This window comes from Agathobaculum sp. NTUH-O15-33 (assembly GCF_033193315.1).
Taxonomy (GTDB): Bacteria; Bacillota; Clostridia; order Oscillospirales; family Butyricicoccaceae; genus Agathobaculum; species Agathobaculum faecihominis_A.
The window spans coordinates 661,687-687,867 of record NZ_CP136187.1; the positions used below are offsets into that span (position 1 = coordinate 661,687).

At 56.6% G+C, this 26,181-nt stretch carries 28 protein-coding genes and 2 pseudogenes; 23 read left to right on the forward strand and 7 right to left on the reverse strand.

The annotated features are described in order from the left end of the window. Positions 1 to 112: 112 nt before the first annotated feature. Together gpmI and eno are read left to right on the forward strand one after the other, a co-directional pair. Positions 113 to 1,609 (forward strand): 2,3-bisphosphoglycerate-independent phosphoglycerate mutase, encoded by a 1,497-nt coding sequence (gpmI, locus tag RWV98_RS03525; protein WP_317865677.1) that lies wholly within the window; start codon positions 113 to 115, stop codon positions 1,607 to 1,609. A 168-nt stretch (positions 1,610 to 1,777) separates the two neighbouring features. Further along, positions 1,778 to 3,089: pseudogene (gene eno, locus RWV98_RS03530) on the forward strand (phosphopyruvate hydratase). A 302-nt stretch (positions 3,090 to 3,391) separates the two neighbouring features. Here eno and RWV98_RS03535 read toward each other — a convergent pair. Genes RWV98_RS03535 through RWV98_RS03550 form a run of 5 tightly spaced genes read right to left on the reverse strand, consistent with a single transcriptional unit; the run spans position 3,392 to position 4,817 of the window. Then, positions 3,392 to 3,580: a hypothetical protein gene (locus tag RWV98_RS03535; protein ID WP_317863800.1), complete on the reverse strand. Its 189-nt coding sequence runs from the start codon at positions 3,578 to 3,580 to the stop codon at positions 3,392 to 3,394. Positions 3,581 to 3,599: 19 nt separating this feature from the next. After that, on the reverse strand, positions 3,600 to 3,734 hold the full coding sequence (locus RWV98_RS03540) for a hypothetical protein (RefSeq protein ID WP_317863801.1): 135 nt from the start codon (positions 3,732 to 3,734) through the stop codon (positions 3,600 to 3,602). 42 nt (positions 3,735 to 3,776) lie between these two features. Continuing rightward, positions 3,777 to 4,025: a CPCC family cysteine-rich protein gene (locus RWV98_RS19360; RefSeq protein WP_442872094.1), complete on the reverse strand. Its 249-nt coding sequence runs from the start codon at positions 4,023 to 4,025 to the stop codon at positions 3,777 to 3,779. A 41-nt stretch (positions 4,026 to 4,066) separates the two neighbouring features. Continuing rightward, the gene (locus RWV98_RS03545) at positions 4,067 to 4,291 is read right to left on the reverse strand and encodes a hypothetical protein (protein ID WP_317863802.1); all 225 of its coding nucleotides are present in this window, start codon (positions 4,289 to 4,291) and stop codon (positions 4,067 to 4,069) included. 52 nt (positions 4,292 to 4,343) lie between these two features. Then, the gene (locus RWV98_RS03550; protein ID WP_317863804.1) at positions 4,344 to 4,817 is read right to left on the reverse strand and encodes a hypothetical protein; all 474 of its coding nucleotides are present in this window, start codon (positions 4,815 to 4,817) and stop codon (positions 4,344 to 4,346) included. A gap of 628 nt (positions 4,818 to 5,445) precedes the next feature. On the opposite strand from RWV98_RS03550, the gene RWV98_RS03555 reads away from it, so the two are divergent. Continuing rightward, positions 5,446 to 5,739: a helix-turn-helix domain-containing protein gene (locus RWV98_RS03555; protein WP_317863806.1), complete on the forward strand. Its 294-nt coding sequence runs from the start codon at positions 5,446 to 5,448 to the stop codon at positions 5,737 to 5,739. A gap of 656 nt (positions 5,740 to 6,395) precedes the next feature. On the opposite strand, the gene RWV98_RS03560 is transcribed toward RWV98_RS03555, so the two are convergent. Further along, positions 6,396 to 7,727 (reverse strand): hypothetical protein, encoded by a 1,332-nt coding sequence (locus RWV98_RS03560; protein ID WP_317863808.1) that lies wholly within the window; start codon positions 7,725 to 7,727, stop codon positions 6,396 to 6,398. Positions 7,728 to 7,929: 202 nt separating this feature from the next. Here RWV98_RS03560 and RWV98_RS03565 point away from each other — a divergent pair, with 202 nt between their 5' ends. The 6 genes from RWV98_RS03565 to RWV98_RS03590 all read left to right on the forward strand — a co-directional run bounded on the left by RWV98_RS03565 (position 7,930) and on the right by RWV98_RS03590 (position 13,249). Beyond that, positions 7,930 to 8,304, forward strand: coding sequence for a PadR family transcriptional regulator (locus RWV98_RS03565; protein WP_317863810.1), 375 nt, complete (start codon positions 7,930 to 7,932; stop codon positions 8,302 to 8,304). Continuing rightward, the gene (locus RWV98_RS03570; RefSeq protein WP_317863812.1) at positions 8,301 to 8,729 is read left to right on the forward strand and encodes a hypothetical protein; all 429 of its coding nucleotides are present in this window, start codon (positions 8,301 to 8,303) and stop codon (positions 8,727 to 8,729) included. The genes RWV98_RS03565 and RWV98_RS03570 overlap by 4 nt, the downstream gene beginning before the upstream one ends. Further along, positions 8,726 to 9,154, forward strand: coding sequence for a hypothetical protein (locus RWV98_RS03575; RefSeq protein ID WP_317863814.1), 429 nt, complete (start codon positions 8,726 to 8,728; stop codon positions 9,152 to 9,154). The genes RWV98_RS03570 and RWV98_RS03575 overlap by 4 nt, the downstream gene beginning before the upstream one ends. Before the next feature lie 290 nt (positions 9,155 to 9,444). Then, on the forward strand, positions 9,445 to 10,125 hold the full coding sequence (locus RWV98_RS03580) for a response regulator transcription factor (protein WP_317863815.1): 681 nt from the start codon (positions 9,445 to 9,447) through the stop codon (positions 10,123 to 10,125). Between the two features lie 2 nt (positions 10,126 to 10,127). Beyond that, positions 10,128 to 11,621, forward strand: coding sequence for a sensor histidine kinase (locus RWV98_RS03585; protein WP_317863817.1), 1,494 nt, complete (start codon positions 10,128 to 10,130; stop codon positions 11,619 to 11,621). A gap of 92 nt (positions 11,622 to 11,713) precedes the next feature. Beyond that, the gene (locus tag RWV98_RS03590; RefSeq protein ID WP_317863819.1) at positions 11,714 to 13,249 is read left to right on the forward strand and encodes a S1C family serine protease; all 1,536 of its coding nucleotides are present in this window, start codon (positions 11,714 to 11,716) and stop codon (positions 13,247 to 13,249) included. A gap of 74 nt (positions 13,250 to 13,323) precedes the next feature. Here RWV98_RS03590 and RWV98_RS03595 read toward each other — a convergent pair whose 3' ends face one another. After that, entirely contained in the window at positions 13,324 to 14,529 is a 1,206-nt protein-coding gene (locus tag RWV98_RS03595) for an ATP-binding protein (RefSeq protein ID WP_317863821.1), read from the reverse strand. 150 nt (positions 14,530 to 14,679) lie between these two features. Here RWV98_RS03595 and RWV98_RS03600 point away from each other — a divergent pair, with 150 nt between their 5' ends. From RWV98_RS03600 to coaBC, 14 genes and pseudogenes are all read left to right on the forward strand, one after another. After that, positions 14,680 to 14,907 carry a DUF3343 domain-containing protein gene (locus RWV98_RS03600; RefSeq protein ID WP_280961944.1) on the forward strand — a complete coding sequence of 76 codons (228 nt, stop codon included), beginning with the start codon at positions 14,680 to 14,682 and terminating at the stop codon, positions 14,905 to 14,907. 4 nt (positions 14,908 to 14,911) lie between these two features. Next, positions 14,912 to 16,042: an aminotransferase class V-fold PLP-dependent enzyme gene (locus RWV98_RS03605; RefSeq protein ID WP_317863822.1), complete on the forward strand. Its 1,131-nt coding sequence runs from the start codon at positions 14,912 to 14,914 to the stop codon at positions 16,040 to 16,042. 123 nt (positions 16,043 to 16,165) lie between these two features. Further along, complete coding sequence (gene cdaA, locus RWV98_RS03610) at positions 16,166 to 17,053, forward strand: diadenylate cyclase CdaA (RefSeq protein WP_317863823.1); 888 nt, start codon at positions 16,166 to 16,168, stop codon at positions 17,051 to 17,053. Continuing rightward, positions 17,050 to 18,444 (forward strand): CdaR family protein, encoded by a 1,395-nt coding sequence (locus RWV98_RS03615; protein ID WP_280961947.1) that lies wholly within the window; start codon positions 17,050 to 17,052, stop codon positions 18,442 to 18,444. The genes cdaA and RWV98_RS03615 overlap by 4 nt, the downstream gene beginning before the upstream one ends. Positions 18,445 to 19,070: 626 nt before the next feature. Further along, a pseudogene (locus RWV98_RS19325) lies at positions 19,071 to 20,026 on the forward strand (NAD(P)/FAD-dependent oxidoreductase). Between the two features lie 216 nt (positions 20,027 to 20,242). Beyond that, complete coding sequence (locus RWV98_RS03630; protein WP_317863827.1) at positions 20,243 to 20,656, forward strand: SoxR reducing system RseC family protein; 414 nt, start codon at positions 20,243 to 20,245, stop codon at positions 20,654 to 20,656. 123 nt (positions 20,657 to 20,779) lie between these two features. Further along, complete coding sequence (locus RWV98_RS03635; protein WP_317863829.1) at positions 20,780 to 21,664, forward strand: DUF5685 family protein; 885 nt, start codon at positions 20,780 to 20,782, stop codon at positions 21,662 to 21,664. Next, on the forward strand, positions 21,651 to 22,262 hold the full coding sequence (locus RWV98_RS03640; RefSeq protein WP_317863831.1) for a J domain-containing protein: 612 nt from the start codon (positions 21,651 to 21,653) through the stop codon (positions 22,260 to 22,262). Before RWV98_RS03635 ends, RWV98_RS03640 begins: the two co-directional genes overlap by 14 nt. Positions 22,263 to 22,264: 2 nt before the next feature. Beyond that, positions 22,265 to 22,768, forward strand: a complete 504-nt coding sequence (locus RWV98_RS03645) for a hypothetical protein (protein ID WP_280961952.1) — start codon at positions 22,265 to 22,267, stop codon at positions 22,766 to 22,768. An 18-nt stretch (positions 22,769 to 22,786) separates the two neighbouring features. Then, the gene (locus tag RWV98_RS03650) at positions 22,787 to 23,662 is read left to right on the forward strand and encodes a YicC/YloC family endoribonuclease (RefSeq protein ID WP_317863832.1); all 876 of its coding nucleotides are present in this window, start codon (positions 22,787 to 22,789) and stop codon (positions 23,660 to 23,662) included. A gap of 15 nt (positions 23,663 to 23,677) precedes the next feature. After that, a complete protein-coding gene (locus RWV98_RS03655) occupies positions 23,678 to 23,944 on the forward strand; it encodes a DUF370 domain-containing protein (protein ID WP_280961954.1) in 267 nt (88 codons plus the stop codon). Next, positions 23,937 to 24,503: a guanylate kinase gene (gmk, locus tag RWV98_RS03660; protein WP_280961955.1), complete on the forward strand. Its 567-nt coding sequence runs from the start codon at positions 23,937 to 23,939 to the stop codon at positions 24,501 to 24,503. Before RWV98_RS03655 ends, gmk begins: the two co-directional genes overlap by 8 nt. 56 nt (positions 24,504 to 24,559) lie before the next feature. Then, positions 24,560 to 24,973 carry a DNA-directed RNA polymerase subunit omega gene (gene rpoZ / locus RWV98_RS03665; protein WP_280961956.1) on the forward strand — a complete coding sequence of 138 codons (414 nt, stop codon included), beginning with the start codon at positions 24,560 to 24,562 and terminating at the stop codon, positions 24,971 to 24,973. Between the two features lie 3 nt (positions 24,974 to 24,976). Next, complete coding sequence (gene coaBC, locus RWV98_RS03670; RefSeq protein ID WP_317863835.1) at positions 24,977 to 26,170, forward strand: bifunctional phosphopantothenoylcysteine decarboxylase/phosphopantothenate--cysteine ligase CoaBC; 1,194 nt, start codon at positions 24,977 to 24,979, stop codon at positions 26,168 to 26,170. Positions 26,171 to 26,181 lie beyond the last annotated feature (11 nt).

The following is a 26,181-nucleotide window of genomic DNA, read 5'->3' on the forward strand; positions in this document are numbered from 1 at the left end:
GAAGCCCGCCGCCGCGAAGAAAACCGCCGCAAAGACGGCGAAACCGGCTGCAAAGAAGCCCGCCGCCAAGAAGGCGCCCGCGAAATCGGCCGCCAAGAAAAAGCCCACCGCGCTGATTATTATGGACGGTTTCGGCCACCGCGAGGAAAAGGACGGCAACGCCATCCTCGCCGCCAAGACGCCCAACCTTGATAAGATCTTTAAGGAAAATCCGCTGACCTATATCGGCGCTTCCGGCCTTGACGTCGGCCTGCCGGACGGCCAGATGGGCAATTCCGAAGTAGGCCACACCAACATCGGCGCGGGCCGCATCGTTTATCAGGAGCTGACCCGCATCACCAAGTCGATCCGGGACGGCGATTTCTTCAACAACCCCGCGCTGATGGGCGCGATCGATCAGTGCAAGTGGTTCCATTCCACGCTGCATATTTTCGGCCTGCTGTCCGACGGCGGCGTTCATTCGCATATCGACCATATGTTCGCGCTGCTTGAGCTAGCGCGCCGCAACGGCCTGCGCAAGGTCTGCTTCCACTGCTTTATGGACGGCCGCGACACCCCGCCGCAGTCCGGCATTGAATATATCGACCGTTTGCAGCACAAGATCAACACGTTGGAGTTGGGCTGCATCGCAACGATCGAGGGCCGCTACTACGCAATGGACCGCGATAACCGCTGGGACCGCGTGGAAAAGGCTTACAAGGCCATTGCCGAGGGCGAGGGCAAGCACGCCGCTTCCGCGCACGAAGCGATGCAGGCTTCTTACGACGCCGGCGTGACCGATGAGTTCGTCGAGCCGGTCATCATCACCGAGGGCGCGACCGTGCAGGATGACGACGCGGTTATCTTCGCCAACTTCCGCCCCGACCGCGCGCGTGAGATCACCCGTGCGTTTGTCGATCATGAATTCACGGCCTTTAAGCGCCAGCAGCGCAACATTCACTACGTTTGCATGACGCAGTACGATGTGACCATCCCCGGCGTTGAGGTCGCTTTCAAGCCGCAGAGCCTGACCAACACCTTTGGCGAGTATATTTCGGATAAGGGCCTGACCCAGCTTCGCATTGCGGAAACCGAGAAATACGCCCACGTTACCTTCTTCTTCAACGGCGGCGTGGAAAAGGAATATAAGAACGAAGACCGCGCGCTCATTCCGTCCCCCAAGGTCGCGACCTATGACCTGCAGCCTGAAATGAGCGAGCCCGCCGTGACCGAAGAGTGCGTAAAGCGCATCCTGTCCGGCAAGTATGATATGATCGTTTTGAACTTCGCAAACTGCGATATGGTGGGCCACACCGGCGTGTTTGACGCCGCCGTGAAGGCCGTGGAAGCCGTGGACGACGGCATGGGCAAGGTAGTCGCCGCGATCCGCGAAATGGGCGGTCAGGCGCTGATTACGGCCGACCATGGCAACGTGGATCAGATGTACGACGCGGACGAAAAGACCCCCTTTACCGCGCACACCACCAATCCCGTTCCGCTCGTTATGATCGGCCACGAGGGCAAGCTGATGGAAGGCGGCGTTCTCGCCGACCTCGCGCCCACGCTGCTTGATATGATGGGCCTTGACAAACCGGAGGAAATGACCGGACACAGTCTGTTAGTGAAGTGACCTTCACTAACAAATTAGGAATTAGGAATGAGTAATTGTGGTTTCCGGCAAAGCCGGATGATTATAATTAGGCGCTTTGCGCCGCTTCCTTAATTACTAACTACTAACTACTAATTCCTAATTAATTTTCGCGTTCCTTAAAATTTTATTTATAAAGGAGAAATCATCATGAAGGGTTACATTGAGATCGTAGACGTTCTCGGCCGGGAGATCATGGACTCCCGCGGCAATCCGACCGTAGAGGTAGAGGTTTATGTAGAGGGCGATACCGGCTCTTATATGGGTCGCGCGGGCGTTCCGTCCGGCGCATCCACCGGTATTTTCGAGGCTTGCGAGCTGCGCGACGGCGATAAGGCCCGTTACGGCGGCAAGGGCGTTCTGGAAGGCTGTTGACGCTGTCAACGGCGAGATCGCCGAGCTGATCATCGGCATGAACGCGCTGGATCAGGTCAGCATCGACAAGGCCATGATCGAGGCCGACGGCACCCCGAACAAGACCAAGTTCGGCGCGAACGCTATTCTCGGCGTGTCTCTGGCTGTTGCCAAGGCTGCCGCGGAAGCGCTCTCCATGCCGCTTTACCAGTATATCGGCGGCGTAAACGCCAAGACCATGCCCGTTCCGATGATGAACATCCTCAACGGCGGCGCGCATGCGACCAACAACGTTGAAATTCAGGAATTCATGATTATGCCGATCGGCGCGCCGAGCTTCCGCGAAGCCCTGCGTATGTGCGCGGAGATCTTCCACCAGCTCAAGAGCACCTTGAAGGCCAACGGCACCCCGGCCGCCGGCGTGGGCGACGAGGGCGGCTACGCCCCCAACCTGAAGAAGGATGAGGACGCGCTCAAGGTTATCGTGCAGGCCATCGAAGAAGCTGGCTACAAGCCCGGCGAGGACTTCAAGATCGCGATCGACGCCGCTTCCTCCGAGTGGTGGAACGACGAAGAGAAGTGCTATATCCAGCCTAAGTCCGGCAAGAAGATGACCCAGCAGCAGCTGGTCAAGATGTGGAAGGGCTTCGCCGAGAAGTACCCGATCATCTCCCTTGAGGACGGCATGGCGGAAGAGGACTGGGAAGGCTGGGAGATGCTGACCAAGGCTCTCGGCGACAAGATCCAGCTCGTGGGCGACGACCTGTTCGTTACCAACACCACCCGCCTTGCTAAGGGCATCGAGATGGGCGTTGCCAACTCCATCCTGATCAAGGTAAACCAGATCGGCTCCCTGACCGAGACGCTGGACGCAATCCAGATGGCGAACCGCGCCGGCTACACCGCCGTTGTTTCCCACCGTTCCGGCGAGACCGACGACGCTACCATCGCCGACCTGTCCGTTGCGCTGAACGCCGGCCAGATCAAGACCGGTGCGCCGAGCCGTATCGACCGTGTTGCCAAGTACAACCAGCTGCTCCGCATCGAGGAAGAGCTCGACGACGTAGCGCAGTACCTCGGCAAGGACGCTTTCTTCAACCTCAAGTAAGAATTGAGCTAATCAAAAGCACACTGCGAGCCGCATGGCCGCAGTGTGCTTTTAGCGTTTAAAGAATCCTTCGCGCCGCAGCGCGCATAAAAAGGATTTTGCCGCAAACGGTAAAATCCATAAAAACCGGGAGCATGTATCTCGGTTTTTATACAAACCGACTTCAAGTGTGCCTGTAAGGCGCGCGCAGAAGCCGGAATACTCGATCGAAATGGGGCTTTGTTTCGATCGACAGACTGTCAAAACTTGTTTTTTGACAGTCTGCAAGCACACTGCGAGCCGCATGGCCGCAGTGTGCTTTTTTATGTCTGGGGGCGATCTGGGAACGTGATTATTTCGTTTATGCGCGCCGGGTCGACTTGGGTATACGTATTGCCCGTGGATGGATCGTAGACCACCTCGGGCGTGTCGCCGGTCGGTATGCCGAACGCGGCCAGCGCTGTTCCCGCACAGAGAGAAACAATGCAGCACACGGCAAGCAGCTTTCTCATAATTGGAATCAGTCCCCCTCTATTTATCTTCAAAATCCCGCGAAAAAGCTTTTTCGATCCGGTCCCATAGCTTGCCCAATACAACGAACCATAGGCGGAACAGTACAAAAATAGTGACGAACCCAAGGGCGATCTGCGCGATTTCTTTCCACATCTTTTTCGCCTCTCTTCCTTGTGCGTATGGCGTTAAGTACCCTTAAGCAAAGCTTTTTTCTTCGTCTGTTGGCGGGCGAACGTATTTCTGCATCGCCAAGTCGCATACCCCGTGTTTTACGTAGTTCTCCTGCGCCTCGGCTAGGGTAAGGCCGTGGTTTTCGTCGCTTCTCTGGTGTCTACCGTTTATAAACACATCATTTTCCCAAAAACATACGGGACAGATAAACCCTACGGCGCTGTCGCGCGGTCTGGGAAGCGTACGGTTTTTACAGCAAGGGCATGAATACATAGCATATCAGCTCCGTTCCTCTAGGGCTTGTCTGTATCGGTCTACCAGTCGCTTGCGAGGAATAACAGCTTGTTTTCCTGCTCGCTCACGGCAACAAGGCTATATTCGCCGTGGTTCCAGTTTCCGGGTAGGTAGGGCTTGCTGAACATCACATAAACGTCGTACCGCTTGGCCGCGTCTGTGTCCGGGCGGTCAAACGGATGGAGGGCGCCCGCGTATACGCCGTGCTCGGCGGCTGCCGCGTCGCTGTCCCGCCCCGACCACACGGCTTTCTTGGAAAATATCTCTTCGTAGCTTTTCAGCGAGCTTGCGTCTGTTTCAAATTGCAGCGCCGTATCTTTTTCCTCCTTGGCCCATGGCCGGACGGTGCAGAAACTTTACGTTTGCCGCATTCTCTGGAATTTTACTGGGAAAGCAACGCTCAAGAAGTTGATTCCGATAGTGAGAGCGCTTTAAAACCCTTTCATAGGCGGCAATATCCGTTATTTCGTTCGTAGCCGCGTCGATCGAGATAAAAAGCAGCGTCCCGCCCATGGAGATACCGAACGCGATCAGCAGCAAAACGGAAAGCAGTACGGACATCGCCTTTAGCTCTCTGCGCACGGTTAGCAGCGTCAGCTCAGCAAAGCAGAAAAAGGGAAGGGAAAAGAGCAGCCCTGCCCAATAATACGGCTGAATGAACATTTGCGTAACGATCCAATACGCCGCCAGAAACAGCGCGAAGGATAGGACTGTGAGAGAAGCCGGCAGCGGCGCTTTTTTAAAAACAGAAATGATTTTGTTTTCCGGCATCGCGGTATCCTCCCTGAAACGATTTGTTTAAACTGCCGCTAAACAATAGCGAAAGTGAGATTTAGCTTTTCAAGTATTTGGTCAGCGCCAGAACCAATAGGATCAAAACAATGAACTGTAAAATGGATTGCGCATAGCCGAATAGAACACTTAAGGAAAAGACAACACTGGTCATTTACTATCTCCCCAAAAAAATTGATTGAAAAAAACGGGCTGATTTTATATAGACTGCTCATTATTAAATATAACCCATTAACAGTAATTTGGAAATGATTTTGTCGTGAAATGCCATTTAGACGACGTGAAATATCGGAACAGAGAAAACGAACGGTTTTACGGCAGCGCGTTTGGGGCGCTGTAAAGGCGTTTGCGGCGGAAAAACCGCACAAATAAGCGGAACAGAATTACACAAAATGCTGATAATGCATAGCATTGCTAAAATTATTGTGATATGATAGGGATAGCGGTGTATCAAGCTGGAATGCGAAATGCCAACACTACGGCGAGCGTTTTGGAGTACGGCAAAGGAAGATAACGAGACAATAAACTTTGCTGTATTACCTGTGGCTTTCGGTTCCGGCGCTGTGCCGCTGTGCAGATGAACGCCGCTAAAAGGAGCGTAGTTCCTATGGAACTAGGAGAAATGATCAAAGAAAAGCGGGAAGAACTCAAATGGTCGCAATTAAGGCTTGGCGACGAGTCAAACGTTGACGCGGCTCAAATCGGCAAGTACGAACGCGGCAAAATTGAACCCAAGGTTGCGACTCTGCGGAATATCGCGGACGCGCTCGGCGTAGAATGCGGCGAACTGTTGGACGACATGCCAAGAAAACGGAAGATGCCGCCCGAAGTAAGAGAAAAGTGCGAAGAGTTATTGAAACTGTTTCACGAATTGATGTGCATGATCTACGAAGACTATTAAGCGAAAGGCCGCCCGTTTGGGCGGCCTTTCCAAATATCCATTGTCATTTCTATAAGTAATAGGCGTAAACCCGCTCGTTTATGCGCGTCATTATATAGAAGAGCTGCAATCTATATATTACGAAATCTAAGGTATATGACCAATGCGTTTATTGAAGAAGTTTGAGATTATAGTCTGATCCACGGTGATTGGATATATGCTAATCGATACATTGCCATTCATATAAGTAGTCTCGTATAGAAATGCACTGAGCACCTCTTTCGTTTTGGTATGGAAAAAAACGAAGATTGCATAATCAGAATATCCATCGTCAGGCAAATAGTTATTTTTCCAAACCAAGGCATTTACTCTGTATAATAAAATGTCAGATGAAGGATTCACAAAATTCATTGGAGGTAAATCCAATGAATTTTGTGCCGCATTAATTTGAGACAACTCGCTATGAAGATTCTCTTCAAAAATGTTACACCATTTCAGGAGGTTGGCTGACTCAATGTTGCCAGACCAACCATACTGATTTAAAAAATTCTTGATATAGCGTCTGTCGTTGCTAGAATATTGTATAACTATTGTAAGCATTATAACTAATGATATAATGCTAATAATTATAAAGTATTTGTTTCTAATGCGCTTCATAAAATCCTTTCATACCAAAGTTATGCTAATGATGTTAATCGCTGCTCCATGGTACTTGTAGCAACTGTTTTCCATGTAGATGCAACATCGCCATTACCACGAACAGAACCGTAAAACATTTCAACTTCACCGCGTGCATGGAAAGTTGCAGTATTACCAGCAACCATTTCATTGCTAAATGTCGCTACCGAAGTAAAACCATTTTCCTCTTTATACGGAGATGATGTCGAGCTGCATTCAATGCCTGTCATATCGGTGCCCCAAGAGTTTACTGTCCACTTATATCTATTCGATTCTATATCGTGAGATATACCTTTTAATGGAATGGAGATGTTTGTAAAATAGGCCTGAACCTTATTAACCAGAGCATATGGTGTGGGAACAGAAACATTTATAGCAAAAGCTTTACTAAATTCTGTGGGCATTAACCCATCAACAGTAAGATAAGAATTCATTGTATTATTAATATTCCAGACATTCGTAAAAGCATGTTCTATGGTATTGACAACTGTACTTGCAGATCCGGAAGAAGGTAAACCTTTACGTGATGCTGCTATAAAGTTTCCTCGGTTGGCTTGTGTTTTTGTATGATATTTAAAATTTGCGTTTTTTCTAACAGAGCTTTGTCCCCAAATACTAGAGAATGTTGTCTGATATCCATTCCAAACACCGCTAGCTTGTTGGCGTAATTCAGTATCTTCAACAGTTCTTGTTGAGATTTCCGAATCTAAAACCTTCTCATCAATAACTTCATCTTTTGAATTAACTTGTTCATTAACAGAGTAAAATAAATCGGAGATAGTCTCAAAGGTAGAACCAAAATCAAGCATGATATTTTCACCGATACTGACCGTAACGAGACGTTCTGCTGTGCTTGCATTGTAGTTTAACGAAAGTGTTATAAGATTTTCAGCCGTGCTGTCATCATCATCAAGATATCCAGATAACCCACCCGAAAATCCCATATCGCCATTCGCCAATTCTGCTTCATACATTTGCCCTGTAACAGTAAATGCTTGGCTAAGTCCATTAACGACAAGCACACCTTTGGCTGAATAAAAATCTTCTCGCTCAGGATCTTTATGAAGTTGAAAGCTAATTTTATTATCCTCTTCCACAGCTATGCCGGCGACTGGAGAAGTTGCAATAGTATTGATTTCGTCAACATCAATGCCATATCTGGCTGCGATAGCCTCTTCGTTATTCACTGTGGCGTATGATACGGTGCCGATTGATTGATCAAGCGTAAGACCATCCAAAAGATCGTTTTTCTGGTTGTTGGCAGCGGATGCAGAGAATAGTGTACTAAGTAATGAGACCATAACGGTGCCTGCAACTAAAGCCTTCTTCATAATAGGGTCCTCCTTTTTCGACAATTAATGGTTGTGTATATAACCCAATTAGTTGATTTGTTGTAAGATCAAAAATAAACTGTGCACTGTTTATCTATATTTACTATAAAGCTTAATTAAAGCTTTGTCAATGCTAATTATTGATTTTATAAAAAAATTGTGTTATGATAATTGCAACAAACATGTTTGGTGAGTTGAAATAATGAAAAAAGATAAACCTGCTTCAAAGGATTCAGGCCACTCCTTTGAGGACTATATCAAGCGGGCAGCTAACCCATTGCTGGTGTTGCTGTTGCTCCGTGAAAGGCCAATGTATGTGTACGAAATGGCGCAGGCGCTGGAAGACAGAAGCGATGGTAGATATTCTATTTCGCTCCTTTACCCGGTGCTTTATAGGCTTACCTCGCAGGGGTATGTGCAGGAGGGCGAAAAGAAGGTCTCCGAAGATAACCGTGTGCGGCAATACTATGAAATAACGCCGGAAGGCATTGCGTATTATGAAGAGATATGCGGTGTCTATGACCAGATGATGGCCACCATACAGAAGATCAGAGACAGCGGGGTAACACCACAATGACAGCAAACAAAGACATCAACAAATATCTGCGGCAAACATCGCGCAAGCTATGCTGCTCCAAATCAACAAAAGAAGCACTGATGCAGGGATTTGGAGACGAGCTGGAAGACCACGATTTGCTGGATTACAACGCCATTTGTCAAGCTCATGGCTCGCCTGCGGAAGCAGCAAGCTTTATGATGGAGGATATTGACGAAGGCGAAATCAGGCAGCACAGACGCAAACGGCGGTTTCAAATCGTCGGGGTGTTGGTTGCGCTGGTGGTTGTGATCGGTGTGCTGGGGAGCTTCGCGGCGGATGCTTGGAGCAAGTTTTATCAGCCGGGGACGACCGTTGTTGTTACCGATGAACTCAGAATAGTAGACGAACAAGAATTACCCGATGGAACAGCCGACAACATAGTAGAAAAGGGGTACTTACCATGAGAAGCAAATTAAGATTTTCAGCAATTATTTTAGCTGTTGTAATGATGTTTTCAAATTTTGCCTTTGCAGCTCAGGATGACCGTGTAGATCTGGGTAATGGGTTTTACATGATAACAACTGAAAAAATGTCCGATATTCAGCTATATGATGGGAGTAAAACGGTCGAAAAAACGGGTAATGTGTATTATAGTGGTACGCATGTAGGTAGCATTACTCTAACGGCCACTTTTGTATATGGTGGTTCGTCGGTTGCGGTTACCAGCAAATCCATTTCGGTATCAACAGATAATGGTTGGAGCTATAAAAATTCCAAGACCAGCAGCAGCGGCGGTACGGCTACCGCATCCTGCACGTTCTATAAGGGTTCGCAAAGCACCTCGGCCAGCGTTTCTATGACTTGCGATAAAAATGGCAACGTGTCTTAAGTATTTAACAAACACTCTTTTCATTTCGGGGCGTCCGCAAGTATGCGGACGCCCTTTCTATACCCATCGTCAGGTGCCCGGAGTAGGAATAGGACTGTGATTTTGCCGATTTCACACTTTGTTAATGCAACGCGGGGTAAAAAGCGGTATAATAGTTGCACGGCAACTATTATACCTGTATTAAATTCATTATGCCCCAGCGGCGCATAAGCGTGTTTGACTCTTTGGAAATGCTTGCCGCTGTGGTATAATGAAAAATGTATAACATTGGGAAAGCGGGTTTTAAAACCATGGCTAAAAAAATACTCATCGTGGAAGACGAAGCGAATATTCGCGAATTATTGCGGCTCTACCTCGAACGCGAGGGTTACATTGTTTTGGAAGCGGAAAACGGCGTGGAGGGCGTGAAATACTGGAAAAGTGAAAAGCCCGATATGCTGCTGCTCGATGTGATGATGCCGGTCATGGACGGCTGGGCCGTCTGCAAAGAGATACGCGCGGAAAGCGACGTACCCATCATCATGCTCACGGCCAAGGGTGAGACAAACGACCGCGTCAATGGTCTGGAAATGGGCGCGGACGACTATATTGTAAAGCCGCTTGATATGCGTGAGGTCATTGCCCGCGTGCGCGCGGTCTTTCGCCGCATGGCGCCGGACGATGTGCCGGAGAAGATTTCGTTTGACAAGCTGACGATTGACAAGCAGGCCTACGACCTTATCATAGACGGCAAGCGTGTGGACGCGCCGCCTAAGGAGATTGAGCTTTTATATTTCCTCGCATCCAGCCCCAATCGCGTGTTCACCCGCGCGCAGCTTTTGGACGATGTATGGGGCTTTGATTACTTTGGCGACACGCGCACGGTGGACGTGCACGTAAAGCGCCTGCGTGAAAAGCTGGAAGGCGTTTCGGACAAATGGGAGCTTAAAACCGTTTGGGGCGTGGGCTACAAGTTCGAGACCAAGGAGTAGCCATGGGCAGACATACCTTCTTTTTTAAAAACTATTTGGCGCACGTATGCCTGATCGTATTTGCGTTCGCTTTGGCGGGCGGCACCTTCTATTACCAGATGAGCGCCTATGCGCTTACCGCTAAGCAGGCCGAAATGCGCACCACGGTTTCCAACATCGCGGTGCAGACCAAGCAGCTCGTGAGCGCGGAAAACGAAGTTGTGCGCCAGTTCTTTAACGCTAATATTGCCGCCAGCGCCAAACACGATGATATTACCGTGCTGGTCACCGACGCTTCCGGTATCGTACAGCTCATCGCCCTGCCGAACGGCTCCATGGCGACCGACCCCGGCTATATCATATCCGCCTCCGCCGCGCGTCAGGTGCGCCTGACCGGCTCCTATGCGGAGGTCGGCTCTATGGGCGTGTTTGCCGAAACCTCGAACTATGCGGTCGGCACGGGCGTGAAGAACGACGAGGATGAGTTGATCGCCATGGTATTCGTCGCCACGGAGGACCGCGCGGTGGCCGGTACCATCCGTCACTCGACGCAGACCCTGCTGCTGATCATTCTGATCACGCTCGCGGGCGCGCTGATCATTTCCTTTATCATTTCGCGGCATATGACGCGCCCGCTGAAAACCATCGCGGCGGCGGCCAAAGAATTTGCCGCCGGTAATTTTGATGTGCGCGTGCCCGAGGATAACCACTGTATTGAAATAGACGAACTGGCCGTTTCCTTTAACAACATGGCGCGCGACCTTGACCAACTGGAAGAGCTGACGCGCGGCTTTATCGGGAACGTCAGCCATGAATTCAAAACGCCGATGACCACGATCGGCGGCTTTGTGGACGGCATTGTGGACGGTACCATCCCGCCCGACCAGCAGGATAAATACCTGCGCATCATCGCGGAGGAAACGCGCCGCCTGTCCCGCATGGTCAACCGTATGCTGGACGCGGCCAAAATTCAATCCGGCGAATTGATTCTAAGCCCGGCCCCGTTCGACTTTACCGAAATGACCAGCCAGATCATTCTATCCTTTGAACAGAAGATCGAAGCGCGCCATATCGAGGTCGACTGTGAGCTGGACGACCGCCTTGTCGTCATGGGCGACCGCGATCATGTATTCCGCGCGGTATACAACCTTGTCGACAACGCGGTGAAGTTTACCGAGGACGGCGGCAAGCTGACGCTGCACGCGCGGGAGGCGGGCAAGGACTGCGCGTTCTCCATCATCAACACGGGCGCGGGCATCTCCGAAGAGGACCTGCCCCATGTGTTCGACCGTTTCTATAAGGCCGACCGCTCGCGTTCGCTCGATAAAACGGGCGCGGGGCTTGGGCTGTATATTGTAAAGAATATCATCAACCTGCACGGCGGCGAAATTTCCGTCCGTTCGGACGGCGGCGAAACGGAATTCAGCTTCACCCTGCCGCTCGCACCGCAGCCGGTTCCGCAGAAAAACGCGCGCCGGGAAGAGGACGAAACGCCCCCCGCCGAGCCGAAGGCTTAAAGCTTTTTAAAAATTTGTTCATATTGTTTACAATGAAACACCACAATCGGGAATTACAATAAAGCCATAAACCGATAGGGAGGCATAAAACCATGGATGAATTTAACGTCAACCCAACGCCTGAACAGCAGGGCGAAAACCATACCGAACAGCCTAAGGCGTACCGCGCCGAGGCAGAGGCCCAGCCGCAGGCAGAGTACCAGCCGCCGGTGCAGCAGGCGCAAGAGCCGCCGCAAGCGGCCCCGCAGCCCGCGCCGGAGGAACCGCGCACGCCGTACCAGACCCCGGTGCAGCATCCGGTTTACCGCGCGCAGGCGGAACAGCCCCAGCAGCCGCCGTTCGGTTCCCACCAAGCGGAATACGGGGAGCCTGTTTACCCCAACGCCGCGCCCCCGGCGGGCAAGCCGCCGAAGAAAAAGAAGAAGAGAAGCGGTGTCGTCATCGGCCTGTGCTCGGTCGCGGCGGCGTGCCTGCTCTTCGCGGGCGGCGCGCTCGTCGGCAACCTGTGGAACGGCCAGCAGGATGGCGGCCGCGTCACGCAGGCCTTCGGCAAGGCCGACATGCCGACCGTCACCATTTCGGAAAAGCCGAACCTTGACCCGGATAATTACGACGTTGTCAACGGCCTCGCGGGCGAGGAGATTTACAAAAAGGTCAATCCTTCGATCGTCAGCGTGATTTCCACCGCGCTTGACGGCGGCGGCTCCGGCTCCGGCATCATCATGACGGAGGATGGTTACATCATCACCAACAACCACGTCGTAGCGGACGCGGACGCGGTCACCGTTCAGCTGAACGACGGCTCGCAGCTTTCCGCCAAGATCATCGGCACCGATGAAAAGACCGATTTGGCGGTGCTCAAGGTAGAACCGAAAGCCGCGCTGACCCCGGCTGAGTTCGGTGATTCCGATCAGTTGCAGCCCGGCGAATACGCCTATGCGATCGGTTCGCCCGGCGGCGTTGAGCTGGCGAACACCATCACCGGCGGCCGTATTTCGGCCATCAACCGCGATATCACGATCGACGACCGCGTTATGACCCTGATCCAGACCGACGCTTCCATCAACCCCGGCAACTCCGGCGGCGCGCTGATCAATAAATACGGTCAGGTGGTCGGCGTTACCTCGGCCAAGCTGGGCATCAGCTATTACGAGGGCCTTGGCTTCGCGATTCCGATCAACACCGCCAAGGATATTGTGGATGAGCTGATCGCAAACGGCTTCATAGCGGGCCGTCCGTCCATCGGCATCACGGGCGAAAACATCTCCGCGCAGCGCGCCCAGTATAACAATGTACCGCAGGGCGTTTATGTGCACTCGATCGACGAGCGCGCGGCGGCTTACAGCGAGGGCCTGCAATCCGGCGATATCATCACCGAGGTGAACGGCCAGACGATCACCACCATGGACGAGATCAACGCGATCAAGGAAGAACTTAAGGCGGGCGACAAGCTCAAGATCAAGGTTTACCGCATGGCGTCGGGCAAGACGGTCGATCTGACCATCACCCTTACCGACGAGCATGATCTGTCGGATGACAACAACCAGCAGAACAATCAGCTGCTCCCGGAGCCGGGCGATAACGGCTACTCGCAGCAGAATCCGTTCTCGAACTATTTCAACTGGTAAGAATCAACAAAGAAGGCCGCCGGATGTGTAATCCGGCGGCCTTGCTGTTTAAATTGTGGATGTGGAAACGCAGCTTATGTCTTTTCGTACTTTTCAGCCAGCTGCTGGCTGATGAATTGGCGGGCGGCGCGGGGCGAACGGCCGCTGCGGCGTATCGCAAAGCGCTCGGCCAGCAGGTGAAGCTGTTCCTTGTCCAAATCGAGCTTGTTTTCCGCCGCAAGCTGGTCCACGATGTACAGATATTCGTCCCGATCGGGCACGGAGAAGGTAATTTCCAGACCGAAGCGGTCGGAAAGCGAGGTCACGGTCTCCAGCGCGTCGCGCGTGGAAACCTCGTCGCCCTGCCGGTCGGCAAAGGTTTCACGGATCAGGTGGCGGCGGTTCGAGGTCGCGTAAAGCACCAGATTGTCCGGCTTGCCCGCGAGTCCGCCCTCGATGAACGCCTTGAGCGCGGCAAAGTTGTCGTCCTCCCGGCTAAAGGAAAGGTCGTCCAGAAAGACGATGAAGCGGAAGGGTGAGCGCAGCGCGGCGGTGAAAATATCGCGGAACACCGTGATGTGCCGGGGCGACATTTCGATGATCTTGAGTCCGCGGTCGGCATATTCGTTGACCACGGCCTTGACCGTGGAGGATTTGCCCGTGCCCTTGTCGCCGTAAAGCAGAATGTTGTTCGCGTCCCGTCCGTCAAGGAAGGCAAGGGTGTTTTTGAGAATGGCGGATTTCTGCCGTTCATACCCCGGCAGGTCGGATAGGCGTACGCTGTCCGGGTTCGGAATGGGCGAAATCACGCCGCCGTCGCCGACCGAAAAGGCCGAGGACTGCGCGAAAAAGCCATAGCCCTGCGCGCGGTAATAGCTGGCGAGCGCTGCGCCGTCCGGGAAGGGCAGGGGGGCGCTCGCGGGGAAATCGGGCAGCTCGCGCAGCGCGGGGCGGCTGAAGGCATTCACGGCCGCTTCTTTCAGCTGCGCGCCGGTGAGCGCAAGCAAGGCGTTCAGCACATTTAGGTCGTGCGTGGCGGCGGAAAGCTGCGTGGGGTCGGGCGCGGAGAGCGAATCGGTCAGCGTATTGGTATCGAACTGCACCGCGTTTAAAAACGCGCGGTGCACATCGCCCGCGGCAAAGCGCTGCTGGCAAAGCGCGCCGTAGCGGTCGGCAAAGGCGGGGGCGCTCTCGGTCAAGGCGTCCAGTACCGCGCGGTATGCGCCTACGAGCGGGCCGTCGTTCAAATGGCGCAGCACGGAAAGCGCGTGAATCCGAAGGGAAAGTGCGGAAAGCTCCATGGAAAGAGTCATCTCCTGTTTTATCATATTTGGCGCGGAGGTCTTCATAACGGTTTGAAGCCGTGGTTTGAAACGAAATCATCATAACACACTTTGGCCCTATTTTCAACATAGTATGGGTAGAACCAATTTGGGAGGAGAGGACGACTCATGAGCTACGCTCTTTTAATATGCCGCAATCAGACCGAAGCGATAGGCCTGCGGCGGCACTTGGGCCAGGCGGGCATCCCGGGCGAGGTCACGCGCCCGCCCCGTCACGAACGCACGGAATCCTGCTCGTATGCGGTGCGGGTGCCCGGCTCGCAGACGGACGACGCGCTGTACCGCCTGCGCCTGCTTGGTATCACACCCTGCCGCGTGATGATGGAGGGGGGCTGAACGAATGATCTATTTGGATAACGCGGCCACCACGCTGTATAAACCGCGCGCGGTGAGCGATGCGGTGCAGCGCGCGCTGCAACAAACGGCGGGCTATGCCCGCGGCGGCTATGCGGCGGCCGAACGGGCGGGGGAGACTGTTTATGCCTGCCGCGAGGCCGCCGCCGATCTGTTTGGGCTGGGCGACCCGGCGCGTGTGGTTTTCACGCTGAACGCCACCCACGCCCTGAACCTTGCCATTCACGCGCTGGCGCGGCCCGGCATGCGGGTAGCCGTGGGCGGGTATGAACACAACGCGGTGATGCGGCCGCTCGCATTGCGCGGCATCGAGCCGATCGTGGCCGCCAGTCCCCTGTGGGACGGCGCCGGCATGGTAAGCGCCGTGCGCCGCGCGCTGGACGAGGGCGCGGCGCTTGTAATCTTGAATCACGTATCCAATGTGTTTGGCTATATCGCGCCGCTGGATGAGATCGCGGCGCTGCTCACAGAGCGGGGCGTGCCGCTTATACTGGACGCTTCCCAGTCCGCGGGCGTCATTCCAATCGATGTGCGGCGCTATCCCTGCCTTGCGGCGGTGTGCATGCCGGGCCATAAGGCGCTTTACGGACCGCCGGGCACCGGCATTTTGCTCGCCATAAGCGACGAAATCGCAAAAAGGCCGCTGCTTGCGGGCGGCACGGGCAGCGTTTCGGAACAAATGGAGCAGCCGGACTTTTTGCCGGACGCGCTGGAAAGCGGCACGCCCAACGTGACCGGCATCGCGGGCCTCGCGGCGGGGCTGCAATTTGTAAGATCGATCGGACCCATGCAAATGCTGGCGCATGAGCGCCCGCTGGTGCAGGAAATGGCCCGCCTGTTGGAAAACGAGCCGCGGGTTGCGTGCTTTGCGGGCGGCGACGCGCAGGCGGGGGTGCTTTCGGTACGCGTCGAGGGCGCGGCAAGCGAGACCGTGGCGGAAAAATTGGCCGAACGCGGCGTCGCCGTGCGCGCGGGCCTGCACTGCGCGCCGCTCGCGCACCGTACGGCGGGCACGGAGGATACCGGCACCATCCGTTTTTCGGTTTCCTTTTATACCAACGGCAGGCAGATCGAGCGCGCAACTGAGATTCTACGCCAAACTGTGAAAAATCTGTGAAAACTCACAGCAATGCTATACAGAAGGGCCGAAATGTGGTACTATTAAAATGCTAAAGAACGGCGTGCACGCGCACAGCGGGCGTACCGATAAGTCTATCATAGATTGGATAGGTTGCATTTTATGGATACACTGCAAAAAATTTTTGAGACGGGGAATTTCGATTGGCGCAAGCTGATTGATTTTGGCTATCTTCGTACCATTTCCTTTGTCGATGTGATCGACATCCTGCTGGTCGCATATATTCTGTACCGCGTGATGAAGCTTTTAAAGGATACGAGCGCGGAGCGGCTGGTCAAGGGCATTCTGGTGCTGGCGGTCGCCCTGCTGATCGCCACGCAGGCGCATCTGAACACGATCAGCTATTTGCTGAAAAGTGTCTTTACCATCGCGCCGTTTATGCTTGTGCTTATTTTTCAGCCCGAGCTGCGCCGTATCATCGAACAGCTGGGCAAGGGAAACGTCAGCCGTTTATTTATTACCACGAGCGACCCGGACGCGACCGCCAAGGCGATCGACGCGACGGTCGCCGCGTGCGGCGACATGTCCAAGACCAAGACCGGCGTGCTGATCGTCTTTGAGCGCACGGAGCGTCTGGGCGAGATCGTCGCGACCGGCACGCTGGTGGACGCGGCGCCTTCGCCGGAGCTGCTGAAGAACGTGTTTTTCAAAAACAGCCCGCTGCATGACGGCGCGATGATCGTGCGCGACGGCCGCGTTTATGCGGCCGGCTGCGTGCTGCCGCTTTCGGGCAGCCAAAACCTGTCCCGCGATCTGGGCACCCGCCACCGCGCCGCCGTCGGCATGAGTGAATCGGCGGACTGCGTGCTCGTCGTCGTGTCCGAGGAAACGGGCGCGATTTCGGTCGCGATCGGCGGCATGCTCAAGCGGCACCTTTCCACGGAAACCCTGCAAAAGGTGTTGGAGAGCGAACTGCTGGAAGAAGAAAAACCGGATAAAAACCGGGTTGCCGCCCTTCGCGATAAATGGAAGGGAGGGTTCGGCAAGTGAAACACTTTTTGAAAGAGCACGACGTATTGCTGCGCCTGCTGTCCCTCGGGCTCGCGGTTGTTATTTGGGCGGTCGTCATGGGTATTGATAACCCGGAGCGGCATTACGATTATAACGAGATCCCCATTGTTTTTGAGGGAGAGAGCGCGCTGGCGGAAAAGACCGGCCTCTCCATCATCGAGGGCAAGAATACCACGATCACGGTGCGCGCGGTGGGTAAGTCCACCGATGTGACCGACGTTAAGAAGAATCAGATATCGATCAAGGTGGACGTTTCCGCCCTGCCCGAGGCAGGCGAGTATGATTTGCCGCTCGACGCGGCGATCAGCAAGGTCGGCGTCGATGTGCAGTCAATCAAGCCGTCCACCGTGCATCTGCGCATCGATAAGATCACGACCAAGCAGGTGCCGGTCCGTCTGGGCGTTACCGGAACGCCCGCGGAAGGCTGCCTCGCGGGCACGCCGAAATCGCTGACCGAGCAGGTGACCGTGGAAGGTCCGTCCGCCGATCTGGAAGAGGTCGCCTATGCTTACGCCACCATCTCGGTGGATGGGAAGGACAGCGCGCTGCAGGAGAACTGCGCCATTACTCTGTGCAACGAAGCGGGCGAGCCGATTGATTCCCCGTATGTATCGAGCAAGACCCAATCCGTTCGCGTGAAGCTGGCGGTTTATCAGCGCGGCACCGTGCCGCTCACCGTGACGCTGAAGGACGGCGGCACGTCCACCGCAAACCGCGCCACGGTCACGATCGACCCGACCGAGGTGCAGGTCTACGGCGATCAGAACATTATTTCGGAGATGAAAGAAATCAACCTCGGCGAGATCGACCTGAGCAGCGCCAAGACGGGCACGGCCATCGTAAAGACCATCGACCTGCCCGAAGGGGTGCATTTGGCGGATGGGCAACCGAAAACCGCTACCGTGACCGTTGCGATCGACGGCGTGGACACCCGCAAGGTGAAGGTGACCGACTTTGTCGTGACCGATACGTCGGATGAAAAGGCAAACTATACGGTAACCACACAGACGGAAAACGTGGAGATCGAGCTGCGCGGCAACAAATCGGCGCTGGATAAGATCGATGTAAGCAACTTTTCCATCGGCCTGACGGTCGATTCCGCTTCGCTGGGCGAGGGCACGCATGAGGTCAAGGGCGTTGTCGCCGCAACCGGCCTGCCGAGCGGCGTCACACTGGTGGACGAGGATGTACAGGTGACGATCGCCGTTAAACGCAAGGAGTCCGCAACGCCTACGCCGCCCACGACCCCGCCGGCCGGTACGGATACGCCCGATGCGACCGAGCCGCCGGCAGACGCCGACACGTCGGCCGAACCGAACACGTCGACGGACCCGCAAGCGCCGGACGCGGAACAGGGGGACGGCACGTGAGCATCATCGTAAGCAATGTGCGCCTGCCCTTTGATTGCCCCGAGCAGCAAGCGGTGCGCGAGGCGCTGCGCTTGACCGGCATTGCGGAAGGTTCGGTTCAGGCGGCGGTGTGCCGCGCCAGCATCGACGCGCGGCGCGGCGGCCTCAGCCGGGTTTATTCGGTGCGGATAGACGGCATGCAAGACGAAAGGGCATTTGCAGAAAACCTGCAAATGCCATTCGTTCGTTTTAAAGAGGATACGCCGCCCGCGATAAAACGCGGGAACAAGAAGCTGGAACACCGGCCCGTGGTGGTCGGTTTTGGCCCCGCCGGGCTGTTTGCGGCCTATACGCTCGCCGGGAACGGCTACGCGCCCATCGTGTTGGAGCGCGGCGGCGATTTGGACGCGCGCGACCGCGCGGTCAAGAATTTTTGGGCGGGCGGCGCGCTGGATACCGAATGCAATATTCAATTTGGCGAGGGCGGCGCGGGCGCTTATTCGGACGGCAAGCTGACCACCCGCATCGGCGATCCGCTGTGCGATACCGTGCTGCAAACGCTGCATTTGTGCGGCGCGCCCGCGGAGATCCTGCGGCAGGCAAAGCCGCATATCGGCACCGATATACTGAAAAAAGTCGTACGGGAAATGCGGCGGAGTATCATAGCCGCCGGCGGCGAGGTGCGCTTTGGCGCGAGGCTGACGGGCGTGACCCTGCGAAACGGCGCGCTTCGCGCGGTCGCCGCCGAAGGGGACGAGCTTGCCTGCGAGCGGGCAGTTCTTGCGATCGGTCATTCGGCGCGCGATACGTTTTTTGCGCTGCATGAAAATGGGGTATACTTGGAGCCGAAGCCCTTTTCCGTCGGCGTGCGCATCGAGCACCTGCAAAGCGAGATCGACCGCGCGCTGTACGGTAAGCACGCCGGGCATCCGGCGCTGCCGCCCGCGGAATACAGCCTTTCCCGCCGCGAGGGGGACGGGCCTGCTATTCCTTCTGTATGTGTCCGGGCGGCGTGGTCGTCGCCGCGCAGAGCGAGGAAAACACCGTTGTGACGAACGGCATGAGCTATCACGCGCGGGCCGGGAAAAATGCCAACGCGGCGCTGGCTGTATCGGTCGATCCGGCTGATTTTGCGGATGGCACGCCCTTTGGCGGTATCCACTTGCAGCGACAGATTGAACGCGCCGCGTTCGCGCAGACCGGCGGCTACCGCGCGCCGTGCCAGCGTGTCGGCGATTTCCTGAGGGACGAGCCGAGCGCGGGCCCGGGGCAGGTCGCTCCGAGCTACCCGATCGGCGTTTCGTTCGGACAAGCGGCGGCCAGCCTGCCGCCCGCGGCGCGGCAAATGCTGCGGGACAGCCTGCCGTTTTTCGGGAAAAAGATCAAAGGCTTTGACAGCGTGGACGCGCTGCTCACCGGGCCGGAGACCCGCACCTCTTCCCCCGTGCGCATGAAACGCGGGGACGACCTGTTCAGCCTTTCCGGCGCGGGGCTTATCCCGTGCGGGGAAGGCGCGGGGTACGCGGGCGGCATCATGTCCGCCGCAGTGGACGGCATCAAAGCGGCGAACAAGATTATGGAAGAATTTCAGCCTTTCGTTTAGCGAATCCATAAAACGGAGGTAAGTGATAATTAGTAGTTAGTAATTAGAAATTAGTAATTATGGCGTCCGGGTGAACGGAGCGTAACGAGTTTAGATAGGAGTTAGGAATTGGCCGTGGCGCGCGTAGCGCGCAATTAAATTTAATCGGCCTGCGGCCGATACCGCAATTACTAACTACTCATTACTAATTTCTAATTTTCCAAAGGAGGTTTCTCATTGACTCAAGTTGCAACAGTAAAGCGTCTGCTCTCGGGCCAGATGGCCGAGGTGGAGGTCGTTCGACGGGGCGCGTGCGCGCATGACTGCGCCAAATGCGGCGGGTGCGACGGCATGGCGAACCAGACCATCGTCGTCACCGCGCGCAACGCGGCGGGCGCCGCCGTGGGCGACCGCGTCACGATCGAAGGCGAGAGCCGCAAGGTTTTGGGCTACGCGGCTCTGGTATACGCGCTGCCGCTCGTTTTGTTTTTCATTGGCTACGCGCTGGGGGCGCTGCCAAAGCTTGGCGGCGCGGTATCTGCGCTTGGCGGCGCGGCCGGTTTTGTCATCGGCGTGCTGCTCGCCGTGTGGTATAGCCGCCGTTTGAAGGCGGAAAGCGCCGTTACCTTCCGCATTACCGGTCTGGTCTAAACTTTTTGTGAATTTTTGCCCTGTTTGATCGGTTTTCTCTTGTCTTACAGCGGAAAATCCGGTAGAATAAAATGAATACGGTAAACTGCCGCGTAACAGGTGCGGCGCGAGAGGAACGGTGCGATGTTCGGCTTTATCCGCCCGGTGCGCCCTGAGCTGCGCGTTCGGGAGGTCGATCGGTTTCAGCAGGTCTATTGTGGGCTGTGCCATGCGATACGCGGCCGATACGGCCGGTTTTATACGCTTTTTTTGAGCTATGATATGACCTTTTACGCGCTGGTAATCGGCTGCGGCAGTACGGAGACCCCGCCGCCCTGCGGTAAGCGGTGCGACGCGAGCCCGTTTCGCAAAAAGGCCTGCGCCGCGCCGGACGAATTTTTGGAGCGGGCGGCCGATGTGAGCGTGCTGCTCACCTACCATAAGCTGCGCGATAGTCTGGCGGATGAAAAGGGCGCAAAGCGGCTTTTGGCAAAAACGCTGTGCCGCTTGGGGCGAAAGGGCTACGAACAGGCCCGCGCCCGCCTGCCGGAAGCCGACCGGCGCATGGTGCGGGCGCTGGAAGACCTGCAAACGCTGGAACAGCAAAACTGCGATTCCATGGACCGCGCGGCCGACGCTTCCGCGCGGCTGACCGCCGCTGCCGTGCCCCAAACGGGCGACGCGCGCGAGCGCATCCTCACGCAGATGTTTTACCATGTAGGCCGGTGGGTCTACCTGCTGGACGCCTGCGCCGATGTGGCGGAGGATCTTGTAAGCGGCAACTACAATCCCGTGGTGCGGCGCTATGGCTTGCAGGCCCCGGCCCTGTCCGAGATCAAGCAGCCGCTGGAAACGACGCTCGAACGGTCGCTTGTCGACGTGTGTTCGGCTTTCGACTTGCTCCGGCCCGAGCGGGACGAGGGGCTTTTACGCAATATTATATTTTTGGGTATGCCGCTCGTCACGAGACAAGTGCTGGACGGAACCTACCAAACGAACGGAGGATGGGGCAAACATGGATCCCTATAAAGTGCTCGGCGTGACGCCGCAGACCAGCGACGACGACGTCAAGCGCGCCTATCGCGACCTGGCGCGCAAATACCATCCCGATAATTATATCAATAACCCGCTGTCCGATCTGGCGGAAGCCCGCATGAAGGAGATCAACGAGGCTTACGACATGATCATGAACGAGCGCGCCGGAAAAAACGGCGGACCGGCTGGACAGCAGGCGGGAGGCGCGCAAAGCGGGCAAGCCGGGCAGCGGCAGTACACCGGCGCGAACGCCGGCCTGTACAGTCAGGTGCGTCAGGCGATCAATCAGGGCAATCTGGGGCTCGCAGAGTCGCTTTTGCAGCGTATTTCCGCGCGGGACGCCGAATGGTTTTTCCTGATGGGCACGGTGTATTACCGCAAGGGCTGGTACGATGAAGCGGGCCGCGCCTATACGCAGGCTTGCCAGATGGACCCGGCCAATGCGGAATACCGCACCGCGCTGAATAATTTGAACATGTCGGGCGGCTACGGCGGCTACCGCCCGATGGCGGAGGCCAACATGTGCGACTGCTGCATGCAAATGGCCTGTCTCAACTGCTGCCTGAGCGCGTGCTGCGGGGGCGGATGCTGAATATGAATACGAAGTTCCTCGCGCGCGGCGGCCTGCTGACGGCCGCCGCCGTCGCGCTGCTATACCTCGGCGGTGTTTCACCGTGGATCGGCGCGGCGGCCGCGATCGCGGCGGGCGTTTGTTCGGCCGTGCCGCTGCTTCGGCGCGGGCGGGTCAGGTGGTCGGTCCTCATGTACGTGGCGGCTTCAATCCTTTCGGCGCTGATCGTGCCGCGCAAGGGACTGGTCGTCGCGTATATCGGTTTTGCCGGGCTGTACCCAATCCTGAAATACCTGATCGAGGCGCACACGCCCCGCGGCATGCAGCGTATTTTAAAGCTGCTTTATTTCAATGCGATCCTCGCGGCGGCGGTATTCGCGGTAGCCGCCGGCCTGTTCCCGCAGCTGGCGCTTCCGGCAACGTGGCGGCTGCTCGTCATTTGGATAGGCCTGAACGCTGTTTTTGAAATTTACGATATCGGCCTGTCTCGGCTGATCGCCACCCTGCGGCGCAACATGCCGCTCTAACGAGGAAGGGATGAAACCATGAAAAGTATGACCGGCTACGGGCGGGCCAAGGAAACGGTCGGTAAATTCACCATCACCGCCGAGCTGCGCGCGGTCAATCACCGCTATCTGGATTGCACGGTAAAAGCGCCGCGCCAGTACGGCTTTTTGGAAGAAGCGGTGAAGAAGGCCGCCTCCGCGCGCATTGCCCGCGGCAAGGTGGAGGTTTACATCGGCGTAGAGGTCGAGGAAGCCGCCGATCTTGCGGTCACGGTCAACAACGCCGTGGCGGAGCATTATCTGACAGCGCTGCGCGGTCTGGCCGCGCGGTATGACCTGACGGACGACATCACGGTCATGGGGCTCGCGTCCCTGCCCGAGGTGCTCGGCGCCGAGCGGGTGGAGCAGGACGCCGCCGAACTGACGGCGGCGGCGCTCACTGTATTTGAAACAGCGGCGGCGCATTTCGATGAGATGCGCGCCAGAGAGGGTGAAAAACTCGCGGGCGATGTGCGAAGCCGCTGCGCTGCGATCGAGCAGATGGTCGGCGTGGTCGAAGAGCGCTCGCCGGAGCGCGTGCGCGAATACCGCGAAAAGCTGCTTGCCCGCATGCAGGAGGTTTTGAAGGATACCGCGATCGACGAGACGCGCATCCTGACCGAAGCCGCCATCTATGCCGATAAGACCGCGGTGGATGAGGAGACCGTCCGCTTGCGTTCGCATCTCAACCAGCTCGATCTTATGCTCGGCGAAACGGCGGCGGTGGGCCGCAAGCTGGACTTTTTGGTGCAGGAGATGAACCGGGAAGCCAACACGATCGGCTCCAAGGCAAACGACGTGGCGCTCGCGCGCACCGTGGTCGACATCAAAAGCGAGATCGAAAAGATCCGCGAACAGATTCAGAACATCGAGTAAAGCGGGGGAGCACAAATGCGGCTTATCAACATTGGTTTTGGCAACATGGTGGCGGATACGCGATTGATCGCGATTGTCAGCCCCGAGTCCGCGCCCGTCAAGCGCACCGTGCAGGAGGCGCGCGACCGCGGCATGGTGGTGGACGGCACCTATGGCCGCCGCACCCGCGCCGTGCTGATCATGGACAGCGACCATGTGGTGCTGTCCGCCTTGCAGCCGGAAACGGTCGCGGCCCGCATGGCGGGCGCCGCCGCCGGAGAGGAGGCCGAGGACGATGCCTAAGGGAACGCTTTATGTATTCACCGGCCCTTCCGGGGCGGGCAAGGGCACGCTTCTATCCCGCCTGCTGGGGGAGGACGGCAATCTCTTCCTCTCGGTCTCCGCGACGACGCGCGCGCCGCGTCCGGGCGAAGTCGAAGGGGTGCATTACTACTTCCTTTCCAAGGCGGATTTTGAAAAGCATATCGCGCAAAACGCTTTTTTGGAATACGCGAAATATGTTGATAATTATTACGGCACGCTGGAGCAGCCGGTAAACGACCGGCTCAATGCCGGTCAGGACGTCATCCTCGAGATCGAGGTGCAGGGCGCCATGCAGGTGCGGGCCAAGCGGGCGGACGCCGTGATGGTGTTCATCGCTCCGCCGAGCTTTGATGAGCTGGCAAGCCGCTTGCGCGGCCGAGGCACGGAAAACGAGGAAAAGGTTCTGAAACGTTTGGAGACCGCCCGGCAGGAACTGACGCGCATGAACGAGTTCGACCATGTCGTGGTAAACGATACGGTGGAGCGCGCGGTGCGCGAGCTGCAAGGCATTATTCGTGAAAACCGGCAAAACGCATAGCTTTTTCGATTTTAGTATATTCATAAAACCACTTACAATCAAAGGAGAAATAGAAGATGCTGAAACCTTCCATGCAAGAACTGATGAAACGGGTGGGCAACCGCTATCTGCTGGTCAATCTGGCCGCGCAGCGCGCCCGCGATATCGCCGATATTGCGGAAGAAAAGGATGAGCCGCTGAACGATAAGGCGGTAAAGCTCGCGCTGGACGAGATCGCTGCCGGCACGGTCGTGTACCGGCCCGGCCCGCGCACCGAGGTAATCATCCCGCAGAACAACCCGGTGGCCGCCGCGATCGTCGATGTGGACGACGCGCTCGTGATGGATGACGAGGACTTTGACGAGGACGCGATCCGCGACGAGGACGACGAGGATGCGGACGACGAGGACGATGCCCGCAGCCTTTCCGGCGAATACCACGGCGTGGAGGACGACTTTGGCGACGGCGATGTGCCGCCCGAGGATCGATAAACCATGGGGCTTACGGGTAAAACGGTCGTTTTGTGTGTCACGGGCGGTATCGCGGCCTATAAAGCGGCCGATCTGACAAGCAAGCTGCGCGGCGCGGGCGCCGAGGTGCGCGTACTGATGACGGCTTCGGCGACCGAATTTATCACCCCTGTCACATTTGAGACGCTTTCGGGCTTTCGCGCGATTGTTGACACGTTCGACCGTGATTTCGCGTGGGAGGTCGAGCATATCTCGCTTGCCAAAGCGGCGGATGTGTTCGTGATCGCACCGGCCACGGCCAATGTGATCGCCAAGGCCGCGCACGGGATCGCGGACGACATGGTCACGACCACGCTGCTGGCCACGGGCGCGCCGGTCGTGGTCGCGCCCGCGATGAACACCGGCATGTACGATAACCCGGTCACGCAGCAAAACCTAGCCACCCTTCGCGCGCGGGGCGTTCTGCTGGTGGAACCGGCGGCGGGCCGCCTTGCCTGCGGCGACACCGGACGGGGCAAGCTCGCGGATACCGCCGAGATCATGCACGTGATCGAACGCGCTTTGACGCGGCAGGACCTTGCGGGCAGGCGCGTGCTGGTCACCGCCGGGCCGACGCAGGAAGCGCTCGATCCGGTACGCTTTCTATCCAACCATTCCTCCGGCAAAATGGGCTATGCCGTGGCGGCCCGCGCCGCGTTGCGCGGCGCCGAGGTAACATTGGTCTCCGGGCCGACGGCGCTGTCCGCGCCGCGGGACGTTGCCTTTGTGCCGGTCGCCTCCGCGCGGGACATGTACGACGCGGTGCTGTCGCGCGCGGACGCGCAGGATATCATCGTCAAAGCGGCGGCCGTGGGCGATTACCGCCCGGCGGAGGAGCACAGTGAAAAGATCAAAAAGGCGGCGGACGATATGACCCTGCCGCTGACGCGTAACCCGGATATTTTGGCCGCGCTCGGCGGGCGGAAAAAGCCCGGCCAGCTTCTCTGCGGCTTTGCCATGGAAACGCGGGATTTGATTCAGAACGCGCAGGATAAGCTGCGCCGCAAAAACTGCGATATGCTGGTCGCCAACAGTCTGCGGGACGCGGGCGCGGGCTTTCAGCACGATACCAACGCGGCGACCCTGCTGTTCGCGGACGGAAGCCGCGAGACCGCGCCGCTCATGCGGAAAGAGGAACTGGCCGATCTGATTCTGGACCGGCTGCTGGAACTGGCGTAAAATGATTGGAA